Source organism: Methylobacterium dankookense, from assembly GCF_902141855.1.
GTDB lineage: Bacteria > Pseudomonadota > Alphaproteobacteria > Rhizobiales > Beijerinckiaceae > Methylobacterium > Methylobacterium dankookense.
Map to the genome: position 1 here is coordinate 99,163 of NZ_CABFVH010000004.1, position 23,379 is coordinate 122,541.

Genomic DNA, 23,379 nt, shown 5'->3' on the forward strand with positions numbered 1-23,379 from the left:
AGCGCCGGGCCGCGACCCCTCAGGAGCCGATTGCGCTCAGGGCGATCTCGCGCCGGTGCGGCCGGTCGCGGTGCTCGATCAGGTAGATGCCCTGCCAGGTGCCGAGGGCGAGGCGCCCGCCGGCCAGCGGGATCGCGAGCCCCGAATCGGTGATCATCGTGCGGATATGGGCGGGCATGTCGTCCGGCCCCTCCGCGCCGTGGACGTAGCCGGCGCCGCGCGGCGCGAAGCCGTCCAGCGCGCTCGTCAGGTCGGTCTGCACGTCCGGGTCGGCATTCTCCTGGATGGTCAGCGAGGCGGAGGTGTGCCGGCAGAACACGACGGCGAGCCCGTCGCGGATCCCGCTCTGGCGCACGAACGCGGCGACCATTGCCGTGATGTCGGTGAAGCCCTGGCCCTCGGTCGCGACCGTGAGCCGCGCGCTCGCCTGCCGCCGGACCTCGCTGGCCGAGAAGTCCTCGAGCGCCCCGATCCTGGCCCGTCTCATGCGGATTCCTTCGCTGTCCGGCCCGGCGCGATCTCGCGCTCGCCGCGGGCGAGGATGCGCTCCAGCACGTCGATGCGGTCGGCCTCGGCGGGCGGCTTGTCCCAGCGGATCCGGCTGACCCGGGGGAAGCGCATGGCGACGCCCGACTTGTGCCGGGTCGAGCGCTGCACCCCCTCGAAGGCGATCTCCAGGACGAGGCCCGTGTCGGCGCCGTAGGCGACCTCGCGCACCGGGCCGAAGCGCTTGGTGGTATAGTTGCGGACGTAGCGGTCGAGCCTTTGCAGCTCGGCATCGGTGAAGCCGTGGTAGCACTTGCCCACCGGCACCAGCTCGTCGCCGGCCTCGCCCGCGCGCCAGACCCCGAACGTGTAGTCCGAGTAGAAGGACGAGCGCTTCCCGTGGCCGCGCTGGGCGTACATCATCACCGCGTCGACGATGTGGGGCTCGCGCTTCCACTTCCACCACGGGCCCTTCGGGCGCCCCGGCAGGTAGGCGCTGCTCGCCCGCTTCAGCATCACGCCCTCGATCGCGTCCGCGTCCGCGCCGGCCCCCACAGAGGCCGGGTCCGCGCGGGCGGCGGCGAGATCCGCCCAGCTGCCGAAGGGGACGAGGGGCGACACGTCGATCCGGGCGTGGTCGAGTGTCTCGACGAAGGCTTCGAGGCGGGCGCGGCGCGCGGCGAACGGCTCGGCCCGCAGGTCCTCGCCCTCGGCCGCGAGGAGGTCGTAGGCGCGCACATGAGCCGGGAAGTCCTGAAGCAGCTTGGGCGTCACAGCCTTGCGGTTGAGCCGCTGCTGCAGGACATTGAAGCTCTGCACGCGGCCCTCCCGCAGGATCAGCAGCTCGCCGTCGAGGGCGCCGTCGAAGGCGATCGCCTCGGCGAGGTCGGGGAAGGCGCCCGTGATGTCCTCGCCGGTGCGGGAATAGACGCGCGCGACCTGCCGGCCCTCGCGGTCGAGCCCGCCGACGAGCTGGACGCGGATCCCGTCCCATTTCCACTCGGCGGAGAAGGCCTCCGGCTCCAGCCGGTCGAGATCGGCCTCCTCCTCGATCGGGTGGGAGAGCATCGGCGGCCGGAACGGGGCCGGGTTCAGGGTCTCGGGGCGCTCGGCCCGGCCCTCGACCCAGGCGAACAGCGTCGCGAAGGGCGCCTCCAACCCGTGCCAGACCTCCTCGACCGCGTCGGCCTCGTGGCCGCCGAGCGCCCCGACCGCGGTCTTGGCGAGCCGGGCCGAGACGCCGACCCGCAGGTTTCCGGTGACGAGCTTGAGCAGCGCCCAGCGCCCGGTCTCGTCCAGCGCGTCGAGCCAGCGGGCGAGATGGAAGGGCAGGTCCTTCTTCGGGGTGGAGGCCAGCGTCTCCACCACCTCGGCGAGGGTGGGGACGTGGGGCGGCGGGTTGTTGTGGCCGATGCCGGCCTCCGCGGCCGGCGCGGGCTCGGCCGGTGCCGGCCAGATCAGGGCCGTCGTCTCGGCGAGGTCGCCGACATAATTGTGCGAGAGCCGGTACAGGACGGGGTCGACCCGCTCCTCCACCAGCGCCCGGATCAGGGCGGGCTTGGCCTCGCGGAAGCTCAGGGTGTCCGTCATGGCGCCGAGGGCGTAGCCGCGCTCCGGGTCGGGGGTGCGGGCGAAATAGTCCTGCAGCAGGCGCAGCTTCGCGTTGCGGCGCGGCTCGTAGGCGAGGCGGTCGAGGAGATGGGCGAAGTCGTTCACGCCGCCGCCTCCTCGGCTTGCGGCCCCGCTTCGGATTCGGCCTCGCCGTCGTCGCCGTAGCCGAGGAGGTGCAGGGGCTTGGCGCGGATGCCTTGGGTCCCGCACCAATGCACCAGCGCGTCCTCCTGCCCGTGCGTGACCCAGACCTCGCCGGCCCCGGTCTCGCGGATGGTGCGGCAGAGGTCCGGCCAGTCGGAATGGTCGGAGATCACCAGCGGCAGCTCGACGCCCTTCTGGCGGGCCCGGGCTCGCACCCGCATCCAGCCCGAGGCGAAGCAGGTGACGGGGTCGGGGAATTTCCGCGACCACAGGTCCTGGATGGCGGAGGGCGGGCAGAGCACGATGGCGCCGGCGAGGTCCTTGCGCTCGGCCGCCGCCACCTTCGGCGTGTCGCCGAGCGGCACGCCCTCGCGCTTGTACAGCTCGGTCAGCTTCTCCATGGCGCCGTGCAGGTGGATCGGCCGGTCCCAGCCCTCCTCGCGCAGGAGCGCCATCACCCGCTGCGCCTTGCCGAGCGCGTAGGCGCCGACGATGTGGGCGCGCTCGGGGAAGAGCCGCACCGATTCGAGGAGGCGGCGCACCTCGCCCCGCGTGTCGGGATGGCGGAAGACCGGCAGGCCGAAGGTCGCCTCGGTGATGAACACGTCGCAGGGCACCACCTCGAAGGGCAGGCAGGTCGGGTCCGGCGCCCGCTTGTAGTCGCCCGAGACGACGACGCGCACGCCCTCCGCCTCGATGGCGATCTGGGCCGAGCCGAGCACGTGGCCGGCGGGCGCGAAGCGCACGGTGACGCCGCCGATGCGGATCGGCGCGCCGAGCGCGGCCTCCTGGCGGGTCCCGCAGAAATCGGCGCCGTAGCGCACGGCCATGATGCGCAGCGTCTCGGGCGTCGCCAGCACGCGGGCATGGCCGGCCCGGGCATGGTCGGCATGGCCGTGGGTGATCAGCGCGCGGGGCACCGGCCAGGTCGGGTCGACGTGGAAATCCCCGAGCGGGCAGTAGAGTCCCTCGCGGGTCAGGGTGAGGAGGTCGCTGGCGCGGAGCGGCATGGGCCTTCGGATTTCCGGGTCCCGGTATATAGGGCGCCCGATCGGGTCCGTTCAGCGCACGCCATGTCCCAGCACGCCGCCTCCCAGCATTCCTCCGGCGACCTCCTCGCCGACCGCCGCTACGTCTATGCCGAGGCCTGCCTCGCGGAGGGGGATGCGGCGGGCGCCGCCGAGATGGCCGAGCAGGTGATCGAGCGCGCGCCCCGCTACGCCCCGGCCTGGCTGCTGCTCGGGCGCGCCCGGGAATGCCTGCATGCCGCGACGGGTGCGGAGGAGACCCTGCGCGCGGCGCGCGCCGCCTTCGAGACCGCCCGCGGCCTCGATCCGGAGGACCGCATCGGTGCCGGGCTCCACGGTGCCCGGCTCGCGGGCGGTGAAGGCGGCGAGTCCGCGCTGTCGCGGGCCTATGTGCGCGCCCTGTTCGACGGCTATGCCGGCCGCTTCGAGCGCCACCTCGTGGACGGCCTCGGCTATTGCGGCCCCGAGCTCCTGCGGAGCGCCCTCGACGCGCTGCCCGAGGCGCCGGCGCGCTTCGGCGCCGCGCTCGATCTCGGCTGCGGGACCGGGCTGATGGGTCTCGCCCTGCGCGACAGGGTCGATGAACTCGCCGGCGTCGATCTCTCCCCCGCCATGCTGCGCCTCGCCCGCGCCAAGGGCTGCTACGACCGCCTCGCGGAGGGCGATCTCGGGCCCTTCCTGGAGGCGGAGCCCGAGGCCTCGACCGATCTCTGCCTCGCGGCGGACGTGTTCATCTACCTCGCCGACCTCGCGCCCGTGCTCACCGGGATCGCGCGGGTGCTGCGGCCCGGAGGGTGGGCCGCCTTCACGGTCCAGTCGCACGATGGTTCGGGCGTCCGGCTCGGGGAGGATGGGCGCTACGCCCATGCCGACGCCCATGTCGCGGAGGGGGGCGAGGCGGCCGGATTGTCCGTCGTGATGCGCGCGCCTGCGGCGATCCGGCGCGAACGCGGCCGGGATGTTCCGGGCCGCATTTTCGTATTGCGCAAAATCGAGTTGTGAACGCGCTCGCATGAAACTTCGCCGCCGGTCGTCGCTTATTACGCGACCCTGGCGGACAGGCGGCGAGAGGAATTCGATGGCGGGACCAGGAAAAGAGGCACCGGCGGACAAGTCGTTCCCGGCGAGCGCATCGACGCGGATCCCCTTCGCGGTGGCGCTGGCGATGCTGGCGGGCTGCGCCGATTCCATCGGCTTCCTCGAATTCTCGCAGCTCTTCATGTCCTTCATGTCGGGCAACACCACGCGCTTCGGCGTGGCGGTGGCGAGCCAGGACTGGGAGAACGTGGCCCGCGTCGCGAGCACGATCATCGTGTTCTGCTTCGGCGCCTTCCTCGGCACCCTGCTCGCCGCCCTGTTCGGCCGCTGGCGGCTCGCCGCGCTCCTGATCATCGAGGCGGCGCTGCTCGGTCTCGGCCTGCTCATGCCCTGGGGCAGCTACGCCTACCCGCTCCACGCCTACCCGATCGTGCTGGCGCTGGGCCTCCAGAACGCGATCCTGCAGGACGAGGGCGGGCGCAGCCTCGCGCTCACCTACGTCACCGGCGCCGTGGTCCGCTTCGGCACCGGCCTCGCCAACCTGATGCTCGGCACGGTGGCCTCGTCCTTCTGGATCCAGGCGCCGCTCTGGGCGGGGCTCAGCTCCGGCGCGGTGCTCGGTGGCATCCTGCAGATCCGCTACGGCGAGTCCGCCTTCCTGTTCCCGGCCGCGCTCGCCGCGCTCCTCGCCCTCGTCGCCCTGGTCCTGACGCTGGCCAAGCCCGGCAGCCCGCTGGTGGCCGGCATCTCCCCGGCGCCGGACGCGGCGCCCCATGCCAAGCCGGTGGCCCGCCACGTCTCCGCCTGAGGCCGGCTCAATCCTCTGCCGGGCCGCCGCGCATGCGCTTGACCGCGCCGCGGCGGCTCTTGGATTCGAGGCGCCGCTTCTTCGAGGCGAGCGTCGGGCGCGTCGCGCGGCGGGGCGTCGGCGGCACCGCCGCCTCGGCGACGAGCGCGGCGAGGCGCTCGCGCGCATCGGCCCGGTTGCGCTCCTGGGTGCGGAAGCGCTGCGCGGTGATCAGGATGACGCCGTCCACGGTCAGGCGGTGCCCGGCGAGGCGCATCAGGCGCACGGCGACCGCGTCGGGCAAGGCCGGGGAGCGGCGCGCGTCGAAGCGCAGCTGCACCGCGGTCGCGACCTTGTTGACGTTCTGGCCGCCGGGGCCGGAGGCGCGCACGAAGCTCTCCTCCAGCTCCGACTCGTCGAGGGCGATGTGGGGGGTGCAGACGAGGGCCACGATCGCCATATCTCCGTCAGGCCGAGCCTTATGGCGTCAGGCCGCCTCTGCCGGCGTCCGCGCCCGCAGGGCCAGCGCGTGCAGCCCGCGCTTGAACGCCTCGTCCATCAACCCGTTCACCAGCCGGTGGCGCTCGACCCGGCTCTTGCCCTCGAAGGCCGCCGAGACGACGTCGAGGCGGAAATGCGTCTCGCCGCCCTCGCGCCAGCCGGAATGGCCGGCATGGAGGTGGGATTCGTCCACCACGTCGAGTTGCTCCGGCGCGAGCTGCGCCTGAAGCGTCTCGTGAATCCAGTCCCGCAGCGTCGCCATGCACGCAACCTCGAATGTCCCGCCGGAAGGGATGGACGGCCGCGGCGGGCCGTCAAGCCCGTTCCCCCGCATGCGGCATCAGGCCCGCCGGCCTTGTGTCTCCGGTCCGCCCCCTCATAATCGCCCCGTCATGGATCTCAACTCGCGCCTGTTCGACAGCATCCGGATCAAGCCCGCCTCCGAGGAATCGAAGGAGAGCGGTCCCGTCTGCGAGAGCCCGGGCTGCACCCATCCGGGCCTCTATCGCGCGCCCAAGGGGCGCAAGGCGGAGGGGCAGTACTGGCGCTTCTGCATGGACCACGTGCGCGCCTACAACGCGGCCTATAATTATTTCGACGGCATGAACGACGCCGCCGTGCAGGCCTACCAGAAGGACGCGATCATCGGGCACCGCCCGACCTGGTCGATGGGCGTGAACAAGGGGGGCGACGCGCGCCCGAGCACGGAGCCCCCGCGCGACTGGGCCTATGTCGACCCGCTCGGCATCCTGCGCGGCGCGGGCGTCGGCGGCAGCCGCCGCGCCCCCGGCCGGGAGGAGCCCGAGCGCCCGCGCCGCTCGGGCGCGGTGCGCAAGGCCCTCGACGTGATGGGCCTCGACGAGAATGCCGACGCCGCCGCGATCAAGGCGCAGTACAAGGTGCTGGTGAAGCGCTTCCACCCGGACGCCAATGGCGGCGACCGCTCCTTCGAGGACCGGCTGCGCGACATCATCCGGGCCCACGACGTGCTGCGCGCCGCCGGTTTGTGCTGAGCCCTGTGCCGGGCGCGGCACGATCGATGCACCCGCGGCATGCCGTCCGCCACGCGGATTCGCAGGGATGGGCGGCAAACCACGGATGCGCGCCTATATGGAAGGCGTCTCCCAGGTCGATCCCCGACTTGGCGCGCCGTCCCGACGACGTTTAAGGAAGGCCGGCATCCCGCGGGTCCCGCCGCGGGCATCAGGCCCGAGCTATCCGCGAGGCTCGAACACCCCAGGCGCGCGAGCCCGCCCCCACGAGGTCCCGTATGCTCTCTGACGACAAGCCCGCCACGCTGCCCGATCGCCACGTCTCGGTCCGCGAGGTCTTCGGCATCGACCTCGACCTCAAGGTGCCGGCCTTCTCCGAGACGGACGAGCACGTCCCCGATCTCGATCCGGACTACATCTTCGATCGCGAGACCACGCTCGCCATCCTCGCCGGCTTCGCCAAGAACCGCCGCGTGATGGTCACCGGCTATCACGGCACCGGCAAGTCCACCCATATCGAGCAGGTCGCCGCCCGGCTGAACTGGCCCTGCGTGCGGGTGAACCTCGACAGCCACGTCTCGCGCATCGACCTCGTCGGCAAGGACGCGATCGTGCTGCAGGACGGCAAGCAGGTCACCGCCTTCCAGGACGGCATCCTGCCCTGGGCGCTGCAGAACAACGTCGCCCTCGTCTTCGACGAGTACGATGCCGGCCGCCCGGACGTGATGTTCGTGATCCAGCGCGTGCTGGAGGTGTCGGGCCGCCTGACGCTGCTCGACCAGAAGCGGGTCATCCGCCCCCATCCCGGCTTCCGGCTCTTCGCCACGGCGAACACGGTGGGCCTCGGCGACACCTCGGGCCTCTACCACGGCACCCAGCAGATCAATCAGGGCCAGATGGACCGCTGGTCGATCGTCACCACGCTGAACTACCTGCCGCACGACCGCGAGGTCGACATCGTGCTGTCCAAGGCCACCCACTACAAGGGCGATCAGGGCCGCGACATCGTCAACCGCATGGTGCGCGTGGCCGACCTCACCCGCAACGCCTTCATGAACGGGGACCTCTCGACCGTGATGAGCCCGCGCACGGTGATCACCTGGGCCGAGAACGCCGACATCTTCCGCGACATCGGCTTCGCCTTCCGGGTGACCTTCCTGAACAAGTGCGACGAGCTGGAGCGGACGCTGGTCGCCGAGTTCTACCAGCGCGCCTTCGGCAAGGAGCTGCCCGAGAGCGCGGTGAACGTCGCGCTGAGCTGATCGGCATGGAGGAGACCGTGGCGCACCCGGCCCCGAGCGATGCGACGGACGCGACAGCCCCTTCCGCACGGGGCCGCACGCGCTACGCGGACGATCTCTACACCTGGGCTCAGGAGCAGGTCGCCCTGCTGCGTGCGCACCGTTTCGACGAGATCGATGCCGAGCAGGTCGCGGAGGAGCTGGAGGATTTGTCGAGGCGCGAATTCTCCAAGCTCTACAGCTGCCTGCGCGTGCTGCTGATGCACATGCTCAAATGGGACCAGCAGCCGGAGCACCGCACGCCGAGCTGGATCTACTCGATCCGCGAGCAGCGCCGCCGCTACGACCGTCTCCTGCAGGAAAGCCCGGGTCTCAAGTCGCGGCTCGAAGAGGCGTTGGCGGATGCCTATCCGGACGCGAGGGACTGGGCCGCCGACGAGACCCATCTGCCGCCGGAGGAATTCCCGTCGGCCTGCCCCTATAGCTGGGACGAGATCCGGGAGCGCCCCTTCGATCTCGATTCCGCCAAGAAGTAACCTCGCATGTCCATCTCCAACCGCAAGCCCGGCGAGCGTCGCGAGCCCGTGGCCGAGCCCCTCAAGCGCTCGGTGGCCGGGTGCCTGCGCGCCATCGCGCGGCGCGCCGAGGTCGAGGTCACCTACGCCACCGACCGGCCGGCGCTGACCGGCGACAAGGCCCGCCTGCCGGAGCCGCCGCGCAAGCTCTCCCCCGCCGACGTCGCGGTGCTGCGCGGCAACGCCGATTCGATGGCCCTGCGCCTCGGCTGCCACGATGCCGCCGTCCACCGCCGCCTCGCCCCCGAGAACGCGCCGGCCCGCGCCGTCTACGACGCCGTGGAGCAGGCCCGCGTCGAGGCGATCGGCTCGCGCCGCATGGCCGGCGTCGCCTCGAACATCGCGGCGATGCTGGAGGACCGCTACCACCGCGGCGGCAAGTACGAGCACATCACCGACCGGGCCGACGCGCCGATGGAGGACGCCGTCGCCCTGATGGTGCGCGAGCGCCTGACCGGGCAGACCCCGCCGCCGGCCGCGCAACGCATCGTCGACCTCTGGCGCGACCACATCGAGGCCAAGGCCGGGCGCAACCTCGACGGGCTGCTCGGCGCCATCGAGGACCAGCGCGGCTTCGCCCGCTCCGTGCGCGACCTCCTCTCCTCCCTCGACATGGCCGACGAGACGCCCTTCGACCCGGAGGACGACGAGAACGAGGACGAGGGCGAGTCCCAGGACGACGAGCAGAGCCCGCAGGAGGGCGAGGCCGAGGAGCAGAGCCAGGGCGACCGCGCCGAGATCGAGACCTCGGAGGAGGGCTCCGACGAGATCGAGGAGGGCGCCCAGGAATCCGCCGACGCGCCCTCCGGCGAGGTGCCGGACGAGGCCGAGGAGGCGGAGGCCGATGAGGCCGGCGAATCCTGGCGCCCGCCGCAGCGGGCGGACAACGCGCCGCGCGGGCCGGATTACCGGGTGTTCAACGCCCGCTTCGACGAGGTCATCCACGCCGAGGACCTGTGCGACCCCGACGAGCTGACGCGCCTGCGCAGCTATCTCGACAAGCAGCTCTCGCATCTGCAGGGCGTGGTCGGGCGCCTCGCCAACCGGCTGCAGCGGCGCCTGCTCGCCCAGCAGAACCGCGCCTGGGAGTTCGACCTGGAGGAGGGCCAGCTCGACCCGGCCCGCCTCGTGCGCGTGGTGATGGACCCGTTCCAGCCCCTCTCCTTCAAGCAGGAGAAGGACACCAATTTCCGGGACACCGTCGTCACGCTGCTCCTCGACAATTCGGGCTCGATGCGCGGGCGGCCGATCACGGTGGCGGCGACCTGCGCCGACATCCTGGCGCGCACCCTCGAGCGCTGCGGCGTGAAGGTCGAGATCCTCGGCTTCACCACCCGCGCCTGGAAGGGCGGCCAGAGCCGCGAGGCCTGGCTCGCCGCCGGCAAGCCGCCCAATCCCGGCCGCCTGAACGACCTGCGCCACATCGTCTACAAGGCGGCCGACGCGCCCTGGCGGCGCGCGCGCAAGAATCTCGGGCTGATGATGCGCGAGGGGCTGCTCAAGGAGAACATCGACGGCGAGGCGCTCGACTGGGCGCACAAGCGCCTGCTCGGCCGGCCCGAGCAGCGCAAGATCCTGATGGTGATCTCGGACGGCGCGCCGGTCGACGATTCGACCCTGTCGGTCAATGCCGGCAACTACCTGGAGCGGCACCTGCGCTGGATGATCGAGGAGATCGAGACGCGCTCGCCCGTGGAGCTCCTCGCCATCGGCATCGGCCACGACGTGACGCGCTACTACCGCCGCGCCGTGACGATCATCGACGCCGAGGAACTCGGCGGCGCGATGACCGAGAAGCTCGCCGAATTGTTCGAGGAGGATGCCGGTTCGGGCCCTGTGCGCCAGCCGCTGCGGGCCGCGGGCGGCCGGCGCTGACGGCTGCGACACAGAAAGACGAAACGCGGGTCCCCTCTCCCGAACGGGAGAGGGGGCCTGTCCCGGATCCGGCGCGCATTCGGAAGCCGGGTTTCTCTCTTCCGCAGACGGGAAGAGGGGGAGCGGCACGCCTGCCCGTCTCGTCAGTGCCCAAGCGAAAGCCGCCGGTGCGGGCGCCCGCACCGGCGGCTTTCGGTCAGCCTATGAGGTTCGGCGCGCCAGACGCGGCCGAAGCCGGATCAGGCGGCGGCCTGGGTCTCGGCGAGCTTCTTGTGGATCTCGCGCTTCAGGAGCTTGGCCGTCTGCGACAGGTCCGACTCGCCGGCCTTGATCAGGAAGGCGTCGAGGCCGCCGCGGTGCTCGACCGAGCGCAGCGCGTGGGCGGTGATGCGCAGGCGGACGCTCTTGTTCAGGGCATCCGACTGAAGGGTGACGTTGCAGAGGTTCGGCAGGAACCGGGTCTTGGTCTTCCGGTTCGAGTGGCTCACGAGGTGGCCGACCTGAACGGCCTTCCCGGTGAGTTCGCAGCGGCGCGCCATGGTCTCAAATATCCCGTATCGTTCCGTGGGCGGTCAGAACTCGGACCGTCATGGCCGTCGCGGCACGCGCCGCGGGCCTCGCCCAAGCGTGATTCCAGGTCCAGCGGAGTCCTGTAGAAGGCGCGAGCCTATAGGGGAGGCGGCCCGTCTCCGTCAAGGCGGAAGCCCGCGCGAAGGCGGGTGCCTGTGGCCTCGCGGCCGCTAACATGGGCCGAACGGTCTGTTAACCATGGCTTGGGGATAAATCGCTGCTGTCACGGCGCACACTCCCCGGTGTCCGCCGCGAGCGTCGAGAATCGAGTCCGGACCATGCGCGCCACAGCCCTCAGCGCCAGAAGCCTCACCGCACCGGCCGCCCGCGCCGGCGCGCTCGCCCTCGCCGGGCTCGCCGTCGCGGCGCTGGCGCTGCCCGCCGAGGCGCGGTCCCGGCGCCATCACGCCCGCCCCGGCGAGGCGGCGATCGCCGTCGATTACGGCATCAACCTCGCGGGCCTGCCGATCGGCACCGCGCGGCTTGCCGGCGCCTTCGACGGCCCGCGCTACCGCATGGACGTGTCGGCGACGCTGACCGGTCTCGTCGGCGCCATCACCGGCGGCCAGGGCTCGGCTCAGTCCTCGGGCACGCTCGGCACCGGCCCGCAGCCGAACACCTTCGCCATCGCCTCCCGCACGGCCAGTTCCGGCATCGCCGTGCGCATGGCGCTGCGCCAGGGCAACGTGGTGCAGTCCGAGGTGACGCCGCCGCTGATCGACATGGAGGACCGCGTGCCGGTCTCCGCCGCGAACAAGCGCGGCATCATGGACCCGGCGAGCGCGCTCCTCATGCCGGCCCAGGCGCGCGGCGAGCTCACCGATCCCGAGAACTGCAACCGCACCCTGCCGGTCTTCGACGGCGCCACCCGCTTCAACGTGGTGCTGAGCTACGCGGAGACCCGCGCGGTGGAGAAGCCGGGCTATGCCGGCCCCGTCCTCGTCTGCAACGCGCGCTACCAGGCGATCGCCGGCCACCGGCCGGACCGGCCGGGCGTGCGCTTCATGGAGGAGAACCGCGACATGTCGGTCTGGCTCGCGCCCGTCGAGGGCACGCGGGTCCTGGTGCCGATCCGGATCTCGGTGCGCACCACGGTGGGCACCAACATCATCGAGGCGACCCGCTGGACCCGCTCCGGCGCCAGCACCGCCTCGGCCGCCGCCCCGAACGCCGCCGAGGCCACCGGCTCGGTGGCGAGCCTCGACGCGCGCTGAGCGTGCGCGCCGCCCTGCTCGCGGGCCTGGCGGTCCTCGCCGCGGCGCCGGCCTCCGCCGGGCCGCTGGAGGCCGGCTCCTCCTGCGGCGGCAACGCCTATTCCTCCGCCCAGGTGGTCGAGGGGCGCTCCCCCCGCCGCGAGCCCCTCGTCGCCGTCCCCGACACGCTCTGCGCCGACCTCGACGGCCCGCGTCCGCCCGTGCGCGTGGACATCTACGGCGTTCCCGGCCTCGGACCGGAATCCGGCAGTGGCGCCGACGGATCTGGCGCCCCATATGAGGGTCGGTCCCGGCGCGGCGCGCGACCCGTCCCGCTCCCGGACTGAGCGGTCCGGACGGGACCGTCCGCAGCGGGGCCGCGGCGCGTCTGCCCGCCCCTCCAAGACCCGGCGCCTGCCGAAGGGACCTAGCCCTCCCCTGATGTCCCGCCGCTCCCTTCCCCCGCAGGCCCGCGCGCGCGGCGTCACGGCGGTGCTCGGCCCCACCAATACCGGCAAGACGCATCTCGCCATCGAGCGGATGCTGCAGCACCCGACCGGCATGATCGGGCTGCCGCTGCGGCTGCTCGCCCGCGAGGTCTATCTGCGCGTCCTCGCCAAGGTCGGGCCCGACGCGGTCGCCCTCGTCACCGGCGAGGAGAAGATCAAGCCCGACCGGCCGCGCTACTGGATCTGCACCATCGAGGCGATGCCGCGCGACCTCGACGTAGCCTTCGTCGCCATCGACGAGATCCAGCTCGGCGCCGACATGGATCGCGGCCACGTCTTCACCGACCGGCTGCTCTACCAGCGCGGCCGCGAGGAGACGCTGCTGATCGGCTCCGGCACCATGCAGCCGCTGGTGCAGGCGCTGATCCCTGGCGTCCACACCACCACGCGCCCGCGCCTCTCGACGCTGAGCTTCGCCGGCGAGAAGAAGCTCTCGCGCCTGCCGCGCCGCTCGGCCATCGTCGCCTTCTCGGCCGAGGAGGTCTACGCCATCGCCGAGCTGATCCGGCGCCAGCGCGGCGGCGCGGCGGTGGTGCTCGGCGCCCTCTCGCCGCGCACCCGCAACGCCCAGGTCGAGCTCTACCAGTCGGGCGACGTTGACTATCTCGTCGCCACCGACGCGGTCGGCATGGGGCTCAACCTCGACGTCGACCACGTCGCCTTCGCGGCGAACTGGAAATACGACGGCACGCGCTTCCGCAAGCTGACGCCCGCCGAGATGGGCCAGATCGCCGGCCGCGCCGGTCGCCACCTGTCCGACGGCACCTTCGGCTCCACGGGCCGCTGCCCGCCCTTCGAGCAGGAGCTGGTCGAGCGCCTGGAGAGCCACGATTTCGATCCGGTGCGCATCCTGCAATGGCGCAATCCCGATCTCGTGTTCGATTCGCTGACGGCCCTTCAGGCGAGCCTCGACGAGCACCCGCACGAGGCGGGGCTCACCCGCGCGCCCATGGGCGAGGACCAGCAGGCACTCGAGATCCTGATGAAGGAGGACGACATCCGCGACCTCGCCAGCCGGCCGGCCGCGGTGCGCCGCCTCTGGGACGTCTGCGGCGTGCCGGACTACCGCAAGGTGCACCCGCATGCCGACCTCATCGCCCAGCTCTACCGCTTCCTGATGCGCGGTATGGCGGGGCGCATCCCCGACGCGTGGTTCGCCGAGCACGTGGCGATGATCGACCGCACCGACGGGGACATCGAGACCTTGTCGCGGCGCATCGCGCAGGGCAGGACCTGGACCTTCGTGGCCAACAGGCCCGACTGGCTGCGCGACCCTGAACATTGGCAGGGCGAGACGCGTCGGGTAGAGGACAGGCTGTCCGACGCCCTGCACGAACGCCTCGCGAGCCGCTTCGTGGACAGGCGCACCAGCGTCCTGATGCGGCGCCTGAGAGAGAACACGATGCTGGAAGCCCAGATCACCGCCGACGGTGACGTTACCGTCGAGGGTCAACACGTCGGTCACCTGCACGGCTTCCTGTTCGTGCCGGATGCCAATGCCGAGGGCCAGGAGGCCAAGACGCTCCGAAGCGCCGCCGAGAAGGCGCTCGGGCCGGAGATCGAGGCGCGGGCCGAGCGCTTCGCCTCGGCGGCCGACGCCTCCCTCGTCCTCTCGCACGAGGGCGTGATCCGCTGGACCGGCGCGCCGGTGGCCAAGCTGGCGCCCGGCGACAAGCTGTTCGCGCCGCAGCTGCGGCTGCTGGCCGACGATAATCTCGCCGGGCCCGCCCGCGAGAAGGTCGAGGCGCGCCTCGATGCGTGGCTCAAGGCGCATATCGTGCGCCTCCTCGGTCCCGTCATGGAGATCGAGACCGCGGCCGACCTCACGGGCCTCGCCAAGGGCATCGGCTACCAGGTGGTCGAGGCGCTCGGCGTGCTGGAGCGCTCGAAGGTCGCCCACGAGATGCGCAGCCTCGATCAGGATGGCCGCGGCGCGCTGCGCCGCCACGGCGTGCGCTTCGGCGCCTATCACATCTTCCTGCCCGCGCTGCTCAAGCCGGCCCCGCGCACGCTGGCGGCCCAGCTCTGGGCGCTGCGCAACGGCGGCCTCGACCAGCGCGGCCTCGACGAGATCGCGCATCTGGCGGGCTCGGGCCGCACCTCGATCAAGGTGGATCCCGAGATCGCCAAGGGCCTCTACCGCGCGGCCGGCTTCCGCGTCTGCGGCGAGCGGGCGGTGCGCGTCGACATCCTGGAGCGGCTCGCCGACCTGATCCGCCCGGCCGTGACCTACCGGCCCGGCACCACGCCCGGCACGCCCCCGCCCGGCGCCGCCGACGGCGAGGGCTTCGTCGCCACGGTGGGCATGACCTCGCTGGTCGGCTGCTCGGGCGAGGATTTCGCCTCGATCCTGAAGTCGCTCGGCTACGTCGCCGAGACCCGGCCGGGCCCCGCCATCACCGTGCCGCTGCTCGCCGCCGCCGCGACCGAGCCCGCCAAGGTCGTGACCCCCGCGGATTCTGCCGAGGCGCCGGCCGAGACGGGTGCCGCTGAGGTCGAGGCGTCCGTGGATTCGGCCGCAGAGCCGGCCGAGGCGCCCGCCGACGGTGCCGTCGAGGCTGCTCCGACCGAAGCGACGGCCGACGAGGCCGCCGTCGAGGCCGAAGCCGTGGAGGTCGCGGAGCCCGCCGCGCCCGAGCCGGAGCCGGTGGTCGAGGCCGAGAGCGCCGTGCCGGACGAGGCGGCCCCTGAAGAGCCTGCCGCGGAAGCCGTGGAGACGGCGCCCGTCGAGGCGGTGGCCCCGGTCGAGGAGGCTGCTGCCGCCGAAGAGGCTGCTCCCACCGAGGAGGCCATGCCAGCTGAGGAGACCGCTCCCGCCGAGGAGGCCGAAGCCACGCCGGCCGAGCCCGTCACCGTCGAGGTCTGGCACCTGCAGCGCCACCAGCGCCCGGCCAACCAGCGTCCGCGCCCGCGCGGCGGCGCCGGCCGCGGCCGCGAGGGTGCCCAGGATGCCCGCCCCCATGGCAATCGCCGGCCCGAGCAGGGGCGCGGCCAGGGTCAGGACGGGCGGCAGGAGGGCCGTCCGGACGGACGTCCGCCGCGCCGCGACCGGCCGGAGGGCGAGGGCCGCGAGCAGCGGCATGGCGGCCCGCGCCGCGAGCGTTTCGAGGGCGGCCGTCCCGAGCGCCGGGACGAGCAGCGCCATGCCGGTCCGCGCACCGACCAGCGCCCGCCGCGCCGCGAGCGCCAGCCGGACCCGGATTCGCCCTTCGCCAAGCTCGCCGCCCTGAAGGCGCAGCTCGAGGCCGGGGACACGAACAAGCGGTGAGGCGGGCGCCCGCGGCATGAAGGAGGGGCGGCGGCGGCTCGATCTCTGGCTGTGGTTCGCCCGCTTCGCCAGGACGCGCTCGCTCGCCGCTCGCCTCGTCACCGACGGCCATGTCCGCCTCAACGGCAAGCGGGCAGAAGCGCCGGCCCGGGGCGTCGCCGTCGGCGACGTGGTGACGGTCGCAGCCCCCCACGGCACCGCGAGCGTGCGGGTGCTCGATCTCGGCGAGCGGCGCGGGCCGGCGCCCGAGGCGCGCCGGCTCTACGAGGATCTGCTCGGATCCGGCGAGGGCGGCAGCCTGGAATCATTGTAAGCGGGCCACAGGCGCAGGGCTCGCGGCGCGGGCCGCGCGGGGTGCGCTTGTCAGCCCTCCGGGCAGCCGCTAGAGCCATCCGACCCGGGCCGCTCTGCGGCCCGACACCAATTCGAGCGCGTATCGAGGCCGCCCGAGAACGGCCCGCGACTGGCTGGCGGAGACGTCACGCCGCGCGGGACTCGCGGCATCGCCCGAGCGGAAGCGCGCGGACATGAGGACGATCATCCGCCCATGACCTACGTCGTCACCGACAACTGCATCAAGTGTAAGTACATGGACTGCGTGGAAGTCTGTCCGGTGGACTGCTTCTACGAGGGCGAGAATATGCTCGTCATCCATCCGGACGAGTGCATCGATTGCGGCGTCTGCGAGCCCGAATGCCCGGCCGAGGCGATCAAGCCCGACACGGAGCCGAGCCTGGAGAGCTGGCTGAAGCTCAACGCCGACTACGCCAAGACCTGGCCGAACATCACGCAGAAGAAGGACGCCCCCGGCGACGCCAAGGAGTGGGACGGGGTGGCCGGCAAGCTCGAGGCGCATTTCTCGCCCAATCCCGGCTCCGGCGACTGAGCGGACCACTCCCTGTCCCGGTGGGCGATCCCGCGCGGCCGCCGCGCGGGCGCTTCGCCATCCATGCGAGGCACGCGAGGCTGGTCTGCGCGGGCCTCTGGGGACAGGGTGGCACGGCCGTGCACAACTGCGAAGCGTGGGCGTGAACGGCCCCGCTTGAGCCCGCACGCCTTTGATTTGCCGGGCCGATTGTGATACACAATCGGCCTGCCGTCGCTCGTGCCTGACGTGCTCCCTCCGCGCTTCAAACGCAGTCCCGCACTCTCCAGGGGAACGAGGTTGCACGCGACCGACCGTTGAGGGCTCTCGCCTCTGCGGTCGTTCACACGTGGCATGTCGATGGCTGCACCTGGGAGCTGCCGGCTTCCGTCCCGCGGGCGGGGCGATCCGGCGGCCGGTGGTTGAAGCCGGGTGTCCCGCCCCGGGTGAAACGGTTCGGCGCGGATCATGAAAAGTCCCCGCCTGATGTTCGGAGGCCCTTCTCGCATGACGACAGCCAAGAAGACCACGGCAGGCCGCCAGGGATTCAAGACCGGCGAAGCCGTCGTATATCCGGCTCACGGCGTCGGTCGCATCACCGCGATCGAGGAGCAGGAGGTCGCCGGCTTCAAACTGGAGCTGTTCGTCGTCTCCTTCGAGAAGGACAAGATGGTCCTGCGCGTGCCCACCGCGAAGGCCAACAGCGTCGGCATGCGCAAGCTCTCCGAGCCCGAGGTCGTCAAGAAGGCGCTGGACGTGCTCACCGGCCGCGCGCGCGTCAAGCGCACCATGTGGTCGCGCCGCGCCCAGGAATACGAGGCCAAGATCAACTCGGGCGACCTGATCGCGGTCACCGAGGTGGTGCGCGACCTCTACCGTTCCGAGGCCCAGCCCGAGCAGTCCTACAGCGAGCGCCAGCTCTACGAGGCGGCCCTCGACCGGATCGTGCGCGAGATCTCCTCGGTGAACAGGATCACCGAGACCGAGGCGCTGAAGCTCATCGAGCAGAGCCTCGCCAAGTCGCCGCGCCGGGCCAAGGCCGAGACGGAGAGCGACGCCGAGGGCGAGGGCGACGACATCCAGGAGGAGGCCGCCTGAGCGGCATCGCGCCGCAGCAACGCGGTCGCGCGGTGAAGGATCGAAAGGGCCCGGCGGATCGCTTCCGCCGGGCCCTTTCCCGTTCGCGCGGTGGATCGTCGCGAAAAATCTTTTGTCCATGCAGGGCAAGGGACTGGCGGAGTTCGCGATCCGGTCCATGTCCCTAGCATCGGCCCCGCGCCGTCCGCTTCGACCCGCGAACCTGCCGCCTCCGCGTGAAGGGATCGGAGGCATCGCTCGCCGCCTCCGGGTTCGCATCGGTCGCTTGCGCCCGATTGACTCGCGCAATCTTGCCCGAGGCCGGGAACCTTCGTGCGCGACGCACCGTTGTGGCCTTGCCTGGCAAAGGCCTCGGCGGCGCCTGCGCGTTCCGAACCGGGGTTTGAGCCGCATCAGCACTCGACAGAAAGAGGCAGGCGGGGATGGCGGAAATCGCGGGAATCCGGCGGCAGTTCATACGAACCGCGATGGAGGCGCCTTTCCTGGCCCGTGAGGAGGAGCGCGGCCTCGCGATCCGCTGGAAGGAGCAGCGCGACGAGCGCGCGCTGCACCGCCTGATCTCGGCCCATATGCGCCTCGTGATCGCGCTGGCCGGCCGCTTCCGGCATTACGGCCTGCCCATGGCCGACCTCGTCCAGGAAGGCCATGTCGGCCTGATGGAGGCCGCCGCCCGCTTCGAGCCCGAGCGGGACGTGCGCTTCTCGACCTACGCGACGTGGTGGATCCGCGCCTCGATCCAGGACTACATCCTGCGCAACTGGTCGATCGTCCGCGGCGGCACCTCCTCGGCCCAGAAGGCGCTGTTCTTCAACCTGCGTCGCCTGCGCGCCCGCCTGATGCAATCCACCGAGGAGCGCGTCGGCGACGAGATCCACCGCCGCATCGCCAACGCCATCGGCGTCTCGCGCGAGGACGTGGCGTTGATGGATGCCCGCCTCTCCGGGCCCGACATGTCGCTCAACGCCCCCGTGGGCGAGGACAGCGAGGTCTCCTCCGAGCGGATGGACTTCCTCGTCGACGATGCCGCCCTGCCGGACGAGACGGTGAGCGCCGCCGTCGATGGCGAGCGCCGCCTGAGCTGGCTGCAGCAGGCCCTGGGCGTGCTCTCCGAGCGCGAGCTGCGCATCCTGCGCGAGCGGCGCCTCGCTGAGGAGCAGGCGACCCTCGAAGCGCTCGGGCACCGGCTCGGCATCTCGAAGGAGCGCGTCCGCCAGATCGAGACCCGCGCCCTGGAGAAGCTGCGCCGGGCGCTGGCCGAGCGCTTCCCCGCCGCCACCGGCAGCCCCTATATCGGCTGATCCTCCCGCATCGATCGCCTTTCGATCCGAAAGAGCCCGGCCTGAGCGCCGGGCTTTTTCGCAGGGTTCGTCGTCATCGGCTCAGCGGCCGGATGACCCCGTGGAGCCCGTCGCATCTGAGCCGGAGGGCTTGAGCGCCCACAGCTCGGTCGGCAGGCTGCGCGGCGCGTCCGGCTTGTAATCGGCCGAATCCTGGATGTGCGAGGTGGTGACGTAGATCGTCCCGTCGGGCCCCTCGCCGAAGGTGTCGGGCCAGCGCAGGCGCGCATCCTGGACCAGCACCGTCAGGCCGCTGTTCGGGCTGGCGAGGTCGCGCACCTTGATCGCGCCGTCCTGCACCGCGGTGACGTACATCCGGCCGTCGCGCCGGCCGATCAGCAGCCCGTCCGCCGGCCCGTTCTCGCCGACGACGGCGATCCGGCTCGCGAGCGCCCGGTCGGTGAGCAGTTCCGGCACCACCGAGGCGGTCGCCCAGCCGCTCAGGGCCTCGGTCGGCAGGCTGTAGAGCGTCTTGCCCTTGATGGCCTGCCAGTAGAGCGTCTTGCCGTCCGGCGAGAGCGCGATCCCGTCCGCGGCGAAATCGACCCCGCGGCCGTCCGGCCGGCGCAGCGGCTTGCCGTCGGCGCTCACGGTCACGCCCTTGTCCGGCATGGTGGTGGCATGGCTCGAGAGCACGCGCCGGGCCTTGCCGCTGTCGATGTCGACCACGATCAGCGCCCCCTCCGCACCGGAATCCGTCAGGTAGGCGGTCTTGCCGTCCGGCGCGATGCGCACGTCGTTGAGGTAGGAGGCCTGGAGGGCCACCGTCTCGTTGAAGGGGATCGTCTTGATCACCCGGTTGGTCTTCAGGTCGATCCCGACGAGCTTCGGCCCGTCCTTGATCACGTGGGCCATGGCGGGCGCCGCGGCGTCGACCACCCAGAGCCGGTCCTGCGCATCGGCGACCACGCTCTGCACGCAGACGAAATGGTCCTTCGGCGAGAGTTCGTCGGCGTGGGCGTTGCGCCACGCGTTCCAGTCCGCGTCCGGGTAGGGGACCGGCTTGCCGTCCTTCAACTCGGCCACCGAGACCGGCGCGTCCTCGCTCCAGCGCGGGAAGTTCATGAAGATGCGCCCGTCCCGCGCCACGGTGACGCCGGTGACCTGATGATCGAAGCGCGCGACCTGGGTGAGGACAGAGGACGCCTGCGCCGTCGGAGGGGTTTGCATCTTGGGCTCCTGCGCCCAGGCCGCCGGAGCGAGCGTGGCCAGGAGCAGCGCCGTGCAGGCGCCGCGCGCCGCCACGGGATGGGCCGTCGGTTTCGTCATCGCGCCTGAGCCTTGCGGGTTAAGCCTTCGGGAGGGATCGTCCGGAGGCCAACGCGCGCCTCCCCCGCCCAGCTTCCGCGCCGGATCGGGCCCCGCTCAGGCTCCTCGAGGCTCCGAGCCGGCGAGCGCCTGGGCCATGCGCTCGATCCGCTCGGCGGCGGCCAGGATGCCCTGCGCGAGGCTCGCCTCCTGCACGGCGCGCGCCTCCTCCATGCGCCCGGCCTCCGCGCGCAGGCGGCTCGCCTCGCTCTCGGCCGCCGCGAGACGGCGCTTCGCCTCGCCCAGCTCGTCGGCGATGGTCAGCGCGGCCATCACCTGAAGGCGCATGTCGCCGATCTCGCCGAAGGACTGCCGCATCTCGCCGATGCGCGCGCCGAGCCCCTCGGCGAGGGCGGCGAGATGCGCCTCCTCGCCCTCGCCGCAGGCCATGCGGTAGCTCTTGCCGTCGATGGTGACCTGGATCTGGGGCATCGCGTGGGGGATCCGGGGATGATCGGGCAGGCTGGGGCGCGGACGGGCCGCCGGTCAAGCCTCGCAGGAAGGGTCGAGGCTCACGGCTCGCGGGCGAGCACGCCCTCGACGGCCTCGATCGCCCGGTCCAGGCGCTCGCCGACCGCGCTCGCCGTGCCCTCCACCGCGGCGAGCCGGGCGCTGGCGGCGTCGAGGGCGGCAGCGAGCCGCGCCCTGTCCTCGGCCATCAGCGCGAGCTCGGTGTCGCGGTCGTCCGGCGCGGCCTCGGCCTCGACGCGCCGGGCCACGCCCGCCTCCAGCCGCGAGAGGGCGGCGTCGAGCCGGGCGAGGGCCTCGTCCACGGTGGGCGCGGCGGGATCGGAGCTCACGGATCGAACCTCATGATCGGACCTCTTGGATCGGACCTCTTGGCCGTCCTCTCGTGCTGGGCCTGTCCGGTTGTCCCGAAATCCTCGCGTGATTTCCAGCCGGAATCCGAGCCCTGGACTGGCTGTCCCGTCCGGAAACTCCTGCGTATCGCCCGGACCCGTCAGGTGTTTTCACGGACGAACACACCGCCGTCCACCGAACGGACAGGTTTGTCACGGGCTTACGTTTGACAGGTCAAGGTCCCATGTTAGACAGCCGCCGCGCGCTCCGCAGGGGTGCGCGGGAACAGCCGGAACCCCGACCTGTGACAGTCCTTTGGCCCTCGCGCGCGCGGTCCGCGGATCGGTTGATCCCGGCGGCGACGGCGCGGCCGGTCCGCCATGGGTCATGTCCGGCTCCGGTTCATCGCCGGTTCAGCGCCGGCAACCACAGAGCAGTCCGCATCGCGGAGGCGCCGTCGGGCCCCCGCCGCACCGCTCGCCGCCTCGGACGCCCGCTGCGTGGCGCCCCTTAAGCAGGAAGGAGTCACGCCGTGACCGTGAAGGTAGCCATCAACGGGTTCGGACGCATCGGCCGCAACGTGCTGCGCGCGATCCACGAAGCCGGCCGCAAGGACATCGAGGTGGTCGCCATCAACGACCTCGGCCCGGTCGAGACCAACGCCCACCTGCTCCGCTACGATTCCGTGCACGGCCGCTATCCCGGCGAGGTCGCGGTGGACGGCGAGTTCCTCGTGGTCGACGGCCAGCGCATCAAGGTCACGGCTGTGCGCAACCCGGCCGAGCTGCCGCACCGGGACCTCGGCGTCGACATCGCCCTCGAATGCACCGGCATCTTCACGTCGAAGGACAAGGCCAAGGCCCATCTCGACGCCGGCGCCAGGCGCGTCCTCGTCTCGGCGCCCGCCGACGGTGCGGACCTGACGGTCGTCTACGGCGTCAACCACGACAAGCTGACGGCCGACCACCTCGTCGTCTCGAACGCCTCCTGCACCACGAACTGCCTCGCGCCGGTCGCCAAGGTGCTGAACGAGACGGTCGGCATCGAGCGCGGCTTCATGACGACCATCCATTCCTACACCAACGACCAGCCCTCGCTCGACCAGATGCACAAGGATCTGTACCGGGCGCGCGCGGCCGCCCTTTCCATGATCCCGACCTCGACGGGCGCCGCCAAGGCGGTGGGCCTCGTCCTGCCGGAGCTGAAGGGCAAGCTCGACGGCACCGCGATCCGCGTGCCGACCCCGAACGTCTCGGCGGTCGACCTCGTCTTCACGGCCAAGCGCGAGACCTCGGTCCAGGAGATCAACGACGCGATCAAGGCCGCCGCCGCCGGCCCGCTCAAGGGCGTGCTCGGCGTGACCGACCGGCCGAACGTGTCGATCGACTTCAACCACGACCCTCATTCCTCGACCTTCCACCTCGACCAGACCAAGGTCATGGACGGCACCTTCGTGCGCATCCTGTCCTGGTACGACAACGAGTGGGGCTTCTCGAACCGCATGGCCGACACCGCCGTGGCGATGGCCAAGCTCATCTGAACCCCGATCGCGGCCGCCTCGGCGGCCGCATCTCTTTCCGCCGTCCGCGCCCGCGCGGGCGGCCCTGGTTCCGGTTCCACACGTCCGAGGTGCTCCCGATGACCGACGCCGCGCCGAGCAAGCCGTCCGAGGGGAGCTTCATTCCCCCCGTGAGCGCCCCGCCCGCGGCGCCGCCGCCGAAGCCCGTCCCGGCCGGCACGGCGGCCTCCGCCCCCGCGAACGCCCCCGCGAACCCGTTCGTCGACCAGCTCGCCCGGATCGAGGACAAGTGCTCGCGCATCGAGGACAAGTACGCCCGCTCCGAGGCGCTGCTCTCGCGCGTCGAGGACAAGGTCGCGGGCGCCGCCGAGCGCATGAACGAGGCGGCCCGCCAATCGGACCTCGCGGCGCTCCGCACCGAGATGCGCAACCTCACGGAGCGCACCCGGCGACTGCCCGGCACCGGCGCCCTCGTTCTCACCGCCGTCATCACCGCCGTGCTCACCGTGGTCCTGATGGTCGCGGTGCAGCGCCTCAACCTCGATTCCCTGCTGCCGCCGCGCGCCAACGCCGCCGCGGCGACGCGCTAGAGCCGTTCCCGATCGCGCCGCGATCGGGAAGCCGCTCCACGTT

General features: G+C 71.9%; 24 protein-coding genes. 15 read left to right on the top strand and 9 right to left on the bottom strand.

The genetic code is table 11. The annotated features are described in order from the left end of the window. Positions 1-19 precede the first annotated feature (19 nt). From MTDSW087_RS05160 to MTDSW087_RS05170, 3 genes are read right to left on the bottom strand one after another with little or no spacing between them, the layout of a single operon-like run. The gene (locus MTDSW087_RS05160) at positions 20-487 is read right to left on the bottom strand and encodes a secondary thiamine-phosphate synthase enzyme YjbQ (RefSeq protein WP_144761043.1); all 468 of its coding nucleotides are present in this window, start codon (positions 485-487) and stop codon (positions 20-22) included. Further along, complete coding sequence (locus MTDSW087_RS05165; protein WP_144761046.1) at positions 484-2,202, bottom strand: cisplatin damage response ATP-dependent DNA ligase; 1,719 nt, start codon at positions 2,200-2,202, stop codon at positions 484-486. The genes MTDSW087_RS05160 and MTDSW087_RS05165 overlap by 4 nt, the downstream gene beginning before the upstream one ends. After that, positions 2,199-3,251, bottom strand: a complete 1,053-nt coding sequence (locus MTDSW087_RS05170; protein WP_144761049.1) for a ligase-associated DNA damage response exonuclease — start codon at positions 3,249-3,251, stop codon at positions 2,199-2,201. Before MTDSW087_RS05170 ends, MTDSW087_RS05165 begins: the two co-directional genes overlap by 4 nt. A 63-nt stretch (positions 3,252-3,314) precedes the next feature. Here MTDSW087_RS05170 and MTDSW087_RS05175 point away from each other — a divergent pair, with 63 nt between their 5' ends. Beyond that, the gene (locus MTDSW087_RS05175; RefSeq protein ID WP_144761052.1) at positions 3,315-4,271 is read left to right on the top strand and encodes a class I SAM-dependent DNA methyltransferase; all 957 of its coding nucleotides are present in this window, start codon (positions 3,315-3,317) and stop codon (positions 4,269-4,271) included. Positions 4,272-4,347: 76 nt separating this feature from the next. Continuing rightward, positions 4,348-5,115, top strand: a complete 768-nt coding sequence (locus MTDSW087_RS05180; protein WP_144761055.1) for a YoaK family protein — start codon at positions 4,348-4,350, stop codon at positions 5,113-5,115. A 7-nt stretch (positions 5,116-5,122) separates the two neighbouring features. Here MTDSW087_RS05180 and arfB read toward each other — a convergent pair whose 3' ends face one another. Together arfB and MTDSW087_RS05190 are read right to left on the bottom strand one after the other, a co-directional pair. Next, positions 5,123-5,554: an alternative ribosome rescue aminoacyl-tRNA hydrolase ArfB gene (gene arfB / locus MTDSW087_RS05185; protein WP_144761058.1), complete on the bottom strand. Its 432-nt coding sequence runs from the start codon at positions 5,552-5,554 to the stop codon at positions 5,123-5,125. Between the two features lie 27 nt (positions 5,555-5,581). After that, complete coding sequence (locus tag MTDSW087_RS05190) at positions 5,582-5,857, bottom strand: BolA family protein (protein WP_144761061.1); 276 nt, start codon at positions 5,855-5,857, stop codon at positions 5,582-5,584. Between the two features lie 130 nt (positions 5,858-5,987). Between MTDSW087_RS05190 and MTDSW087_RS05195 the strand changes: the two genes are divergently transcribed. The 4 genes from MTDSW087_RS05195 to cobT all read left to right on the top strand — a co-directional run bounded on the left by MTDSW087_RS05195 (position 5,988) and on the right by cobT (position 10,278). Further along, positions 5,988-6,608, top strand: coding sequence for a J domain-containing protein (locus MTDSW087_RS05195; protein WP_144761064.1), 621 nt, complete (start codon positions 5,988-5,990; stop codon positions 6,606-6,608). A gap of 257 nt (positions 6,609-6,865) precedes the next feature. Continuing rightward, positions 6,866-7,849, top strand: a complete 984-nt coding sequence (gene cobS, locus MTDSW087_RS05200) for a cobaltochelatase subunit CobS (RefSeq protein WP_144761067.1) — start codon at positions 6,866-6,868, stop codon at positions 7,847-7,849. A 5-nt stretch (positions 7,850-7,854) separates the two neighbouring features. Next, on the top strand, positions 7,855-8,364 hold the full coding sequence (locus tag MTDSW087_RS05205; RefSeq protein ID WP_144761070.1) for a DUF29 domain-containing protein: 510 nt from the start codon (positions 7,855-7,857) through the stop codon (positions 8,362-8,364). Between the two features lie 6 nt (positions 8,365-8,370). Continuing rightward, positions 8,371-10,278: a cobaltochelatase subunit CobT gene (gene cobT, locus MTDSW087_RS05210; RefSeq protein ID WP_144761073.1), complete on the top strand. Its 1,908-nt coding sequence runs from the start codon at positions 8,371-8,373 to the stop codon at positions 10,276-10,278. Positions 10,279-10,517: 239 nt separating this feature from the next. Here cobT and rpmB read toward each other — a convergent pair whose 3' ends face one another. Further along, positions 10,518-10,817: a 50S ribosomal protein L28 gene (rpmB, locus tag MTDSW087_RS05215; protein ID WP_142582264.1), complete on the bottom strand. Its 300-nt coding sequence runs from the start codon at positions 10,815-10,817 to the stop codon at positions 10,518-10,520. A gap of 309 nt (positions 10,818-11,126) precedes the next feature. On the opposite strand from rpmB, the gene MTDSW087_RS05220 reads away from it, so the two are divergent. The 7 genes from MTDSW087_RS05220 to MTDSW087_RS05250 all read left to right on the top strand — a co-directional run bounded on the left by MTDSW087_RS05220 (position 11,127) and on the right by MTDSW087_RS05250 (position 19,079). Beyond that, a complete protein-coding gene (locus MTDSW087_RS05220; protein WP_144761076.1) occupies positions 11,127-12,062 on the top strand; it encodes a DUF3108 domain-containing protein in 936 nt (311 codons plus the stop codon). A 2-nt stretch (positions 12,063-12,064) separates the two neighbouring features. Continuing rightward, complete coding sequence (locus MTDSW087_RS05225) at positions 12,065-12,388, top strand: hypothetical protein (RefSeq protein WP_144761079.1); 324 nt, start codon at positions 12,065-12,067, stop codon at positions 12,386-12,388. Between the two features lie 94 nt (positions 12,389-12,482). Further along, the gene (locus MTDSW087_RS05230) at positions 12,483-15,818 is read left to right on the top strand and encodes a helicase-related protein (RefSeq protein ID WP_144761082.1); all 3,336 of its coding nucleotides are present in this window, start codon (positions 12,483-12,485) and stop codon (positions 15,816-15,818) included. Between the two features lie 16 nt (positions 15,819-15,834). Beyond that, positions 15,835-16,131, top strand: a complete 297-nt coding sequence (locus MTDSW087_RS05235; protein WP_144761085.1) for an RNA-binding S4 domain-containing protein — start codon at positions 15,835-15,837, stop codon at positions 16,129-16,131. A 234-nt stretch (positions 16,132-16,365) separates the two neighbouring features. Further along, on the top strand, positions 16,366-16,704 hold the full coding sequence (gene fdxA / locus MTDSW087_RS05240) for a ferredoxin FdxA (RefSeq protein ID WP_144761088.1): 339 nt from the start codon (positions 16,366-16,368) through the stop codon (positions 16,702-16,704). Between the two features lie 486 nt (positions 16,705-17,190). Next, positions 17,191-17,781 carry a CarD family transcriptional regulator gene (locus MTDSW087_RS05245; RefSeq protein WP_144761091.1) on the top strand — a complete coding sequence of 197 codons (591 nt, stop codon included), beginning with the start codon at positions 17,191-17,193 and terminating at the stop codon, positions 17,779-17,781. A gap of 422 nt (positions 17,782-18,203) precedes the next feature. Next, positions 18,204-19,079 (top strand): RNA polymerase factor sigma-32, encoded by an 876-nt coding sequence (locus MTDSW087_RS05250; RefSeq protein ID WP_144761094.1) that lies wholly within the window; start codon positions 18,204-18,206, stop codon positions 19,077-19,079. A gap of 81 nt (positions 19,080-19,160) precedes the next feature. On the opposite strand, the gene MTDSW087_RS05255 is transcribed toward MTDSW087_RS05250, so the two are convergent. The 3 genes from MTDSW087_RS05255 to MTDSW087_RS05265 all read right to left on the bottom strand — a co-directional run bounded on the left by MTDSW087_RS05255 (position 19,161) and on the right by MTDSW087_RS05265 (position 21,226). Continuing rightward, positions 19,161-20,387: an L-dopachrome tautomerase-related protein gene (locus MTDSW087_RS05255; RefSeq protein WP_144761097.1), complete on the bottom strand. Its 1,227-nt coding sequence runs from the start codon at positions 20,385-20,387 to the stop codon at positions 19,161-19,163. A 96-nt stretch (positions 20,388-20,483) separates the two neighbouring features. Further along, positions 20,484-20,858 carry a cell division protein ZapA gene (locus tag MTDSW087_RS05260; RefSeq protein ID WP_144761102.1) on the bottom strand — a complete coding sequence of 125 codons (375 nt, stop codon included), beginning with the start codon at positions 20,856-20,858 and terminating at the stop codon, positions 20,484-20,486. A gap of 80 nt (positions 20,859-20,938) precedes the next feature. Next, the gene (locus MTDSW087_RS05265; protein WP_144761105.1) at positions 20,939-21,226 is read right to left on the bottom strand and encodes a DUF4164 family protein; all 288 of its coding nucleotides are present in this window, start codon (positions 21,224-21,226) and stop codon (positions 20,939-20,941) included. Between the two features lie 533 nt (positions 21,227-21,759). Between MTDSW087_RS05265 and gap the strand changes: the two genes are divergently transcribed. After that, positions 21,760-22,767, top strand: coding sequence for a type I glyceraldehyde-3-phosphate dehydrogenase (gene gap / locus MTDSW087_RS05270; protein ID WP_144761108.1), 1,008 nt, complete (start codon positions 21,760-21,762; stop codon positions 22,765-22,767). Positions 22,768-22,865: 98 nt separating this feature from the next. Continuing rightward, the gene (locus tag MTDSW087_RS05275) at positions 22,866-23,336 is read left to right on the top strand and encodes a hypothetical protein (RefSeq protein WP_144761111.1); all 471 of its coding nucleotides are present in this window, start codon (positions 22,866-22,868) and stop codon (positions 23,334-23,336) included. Positions 23,337-23,379 lie beyond the last annotated feature (43 nt).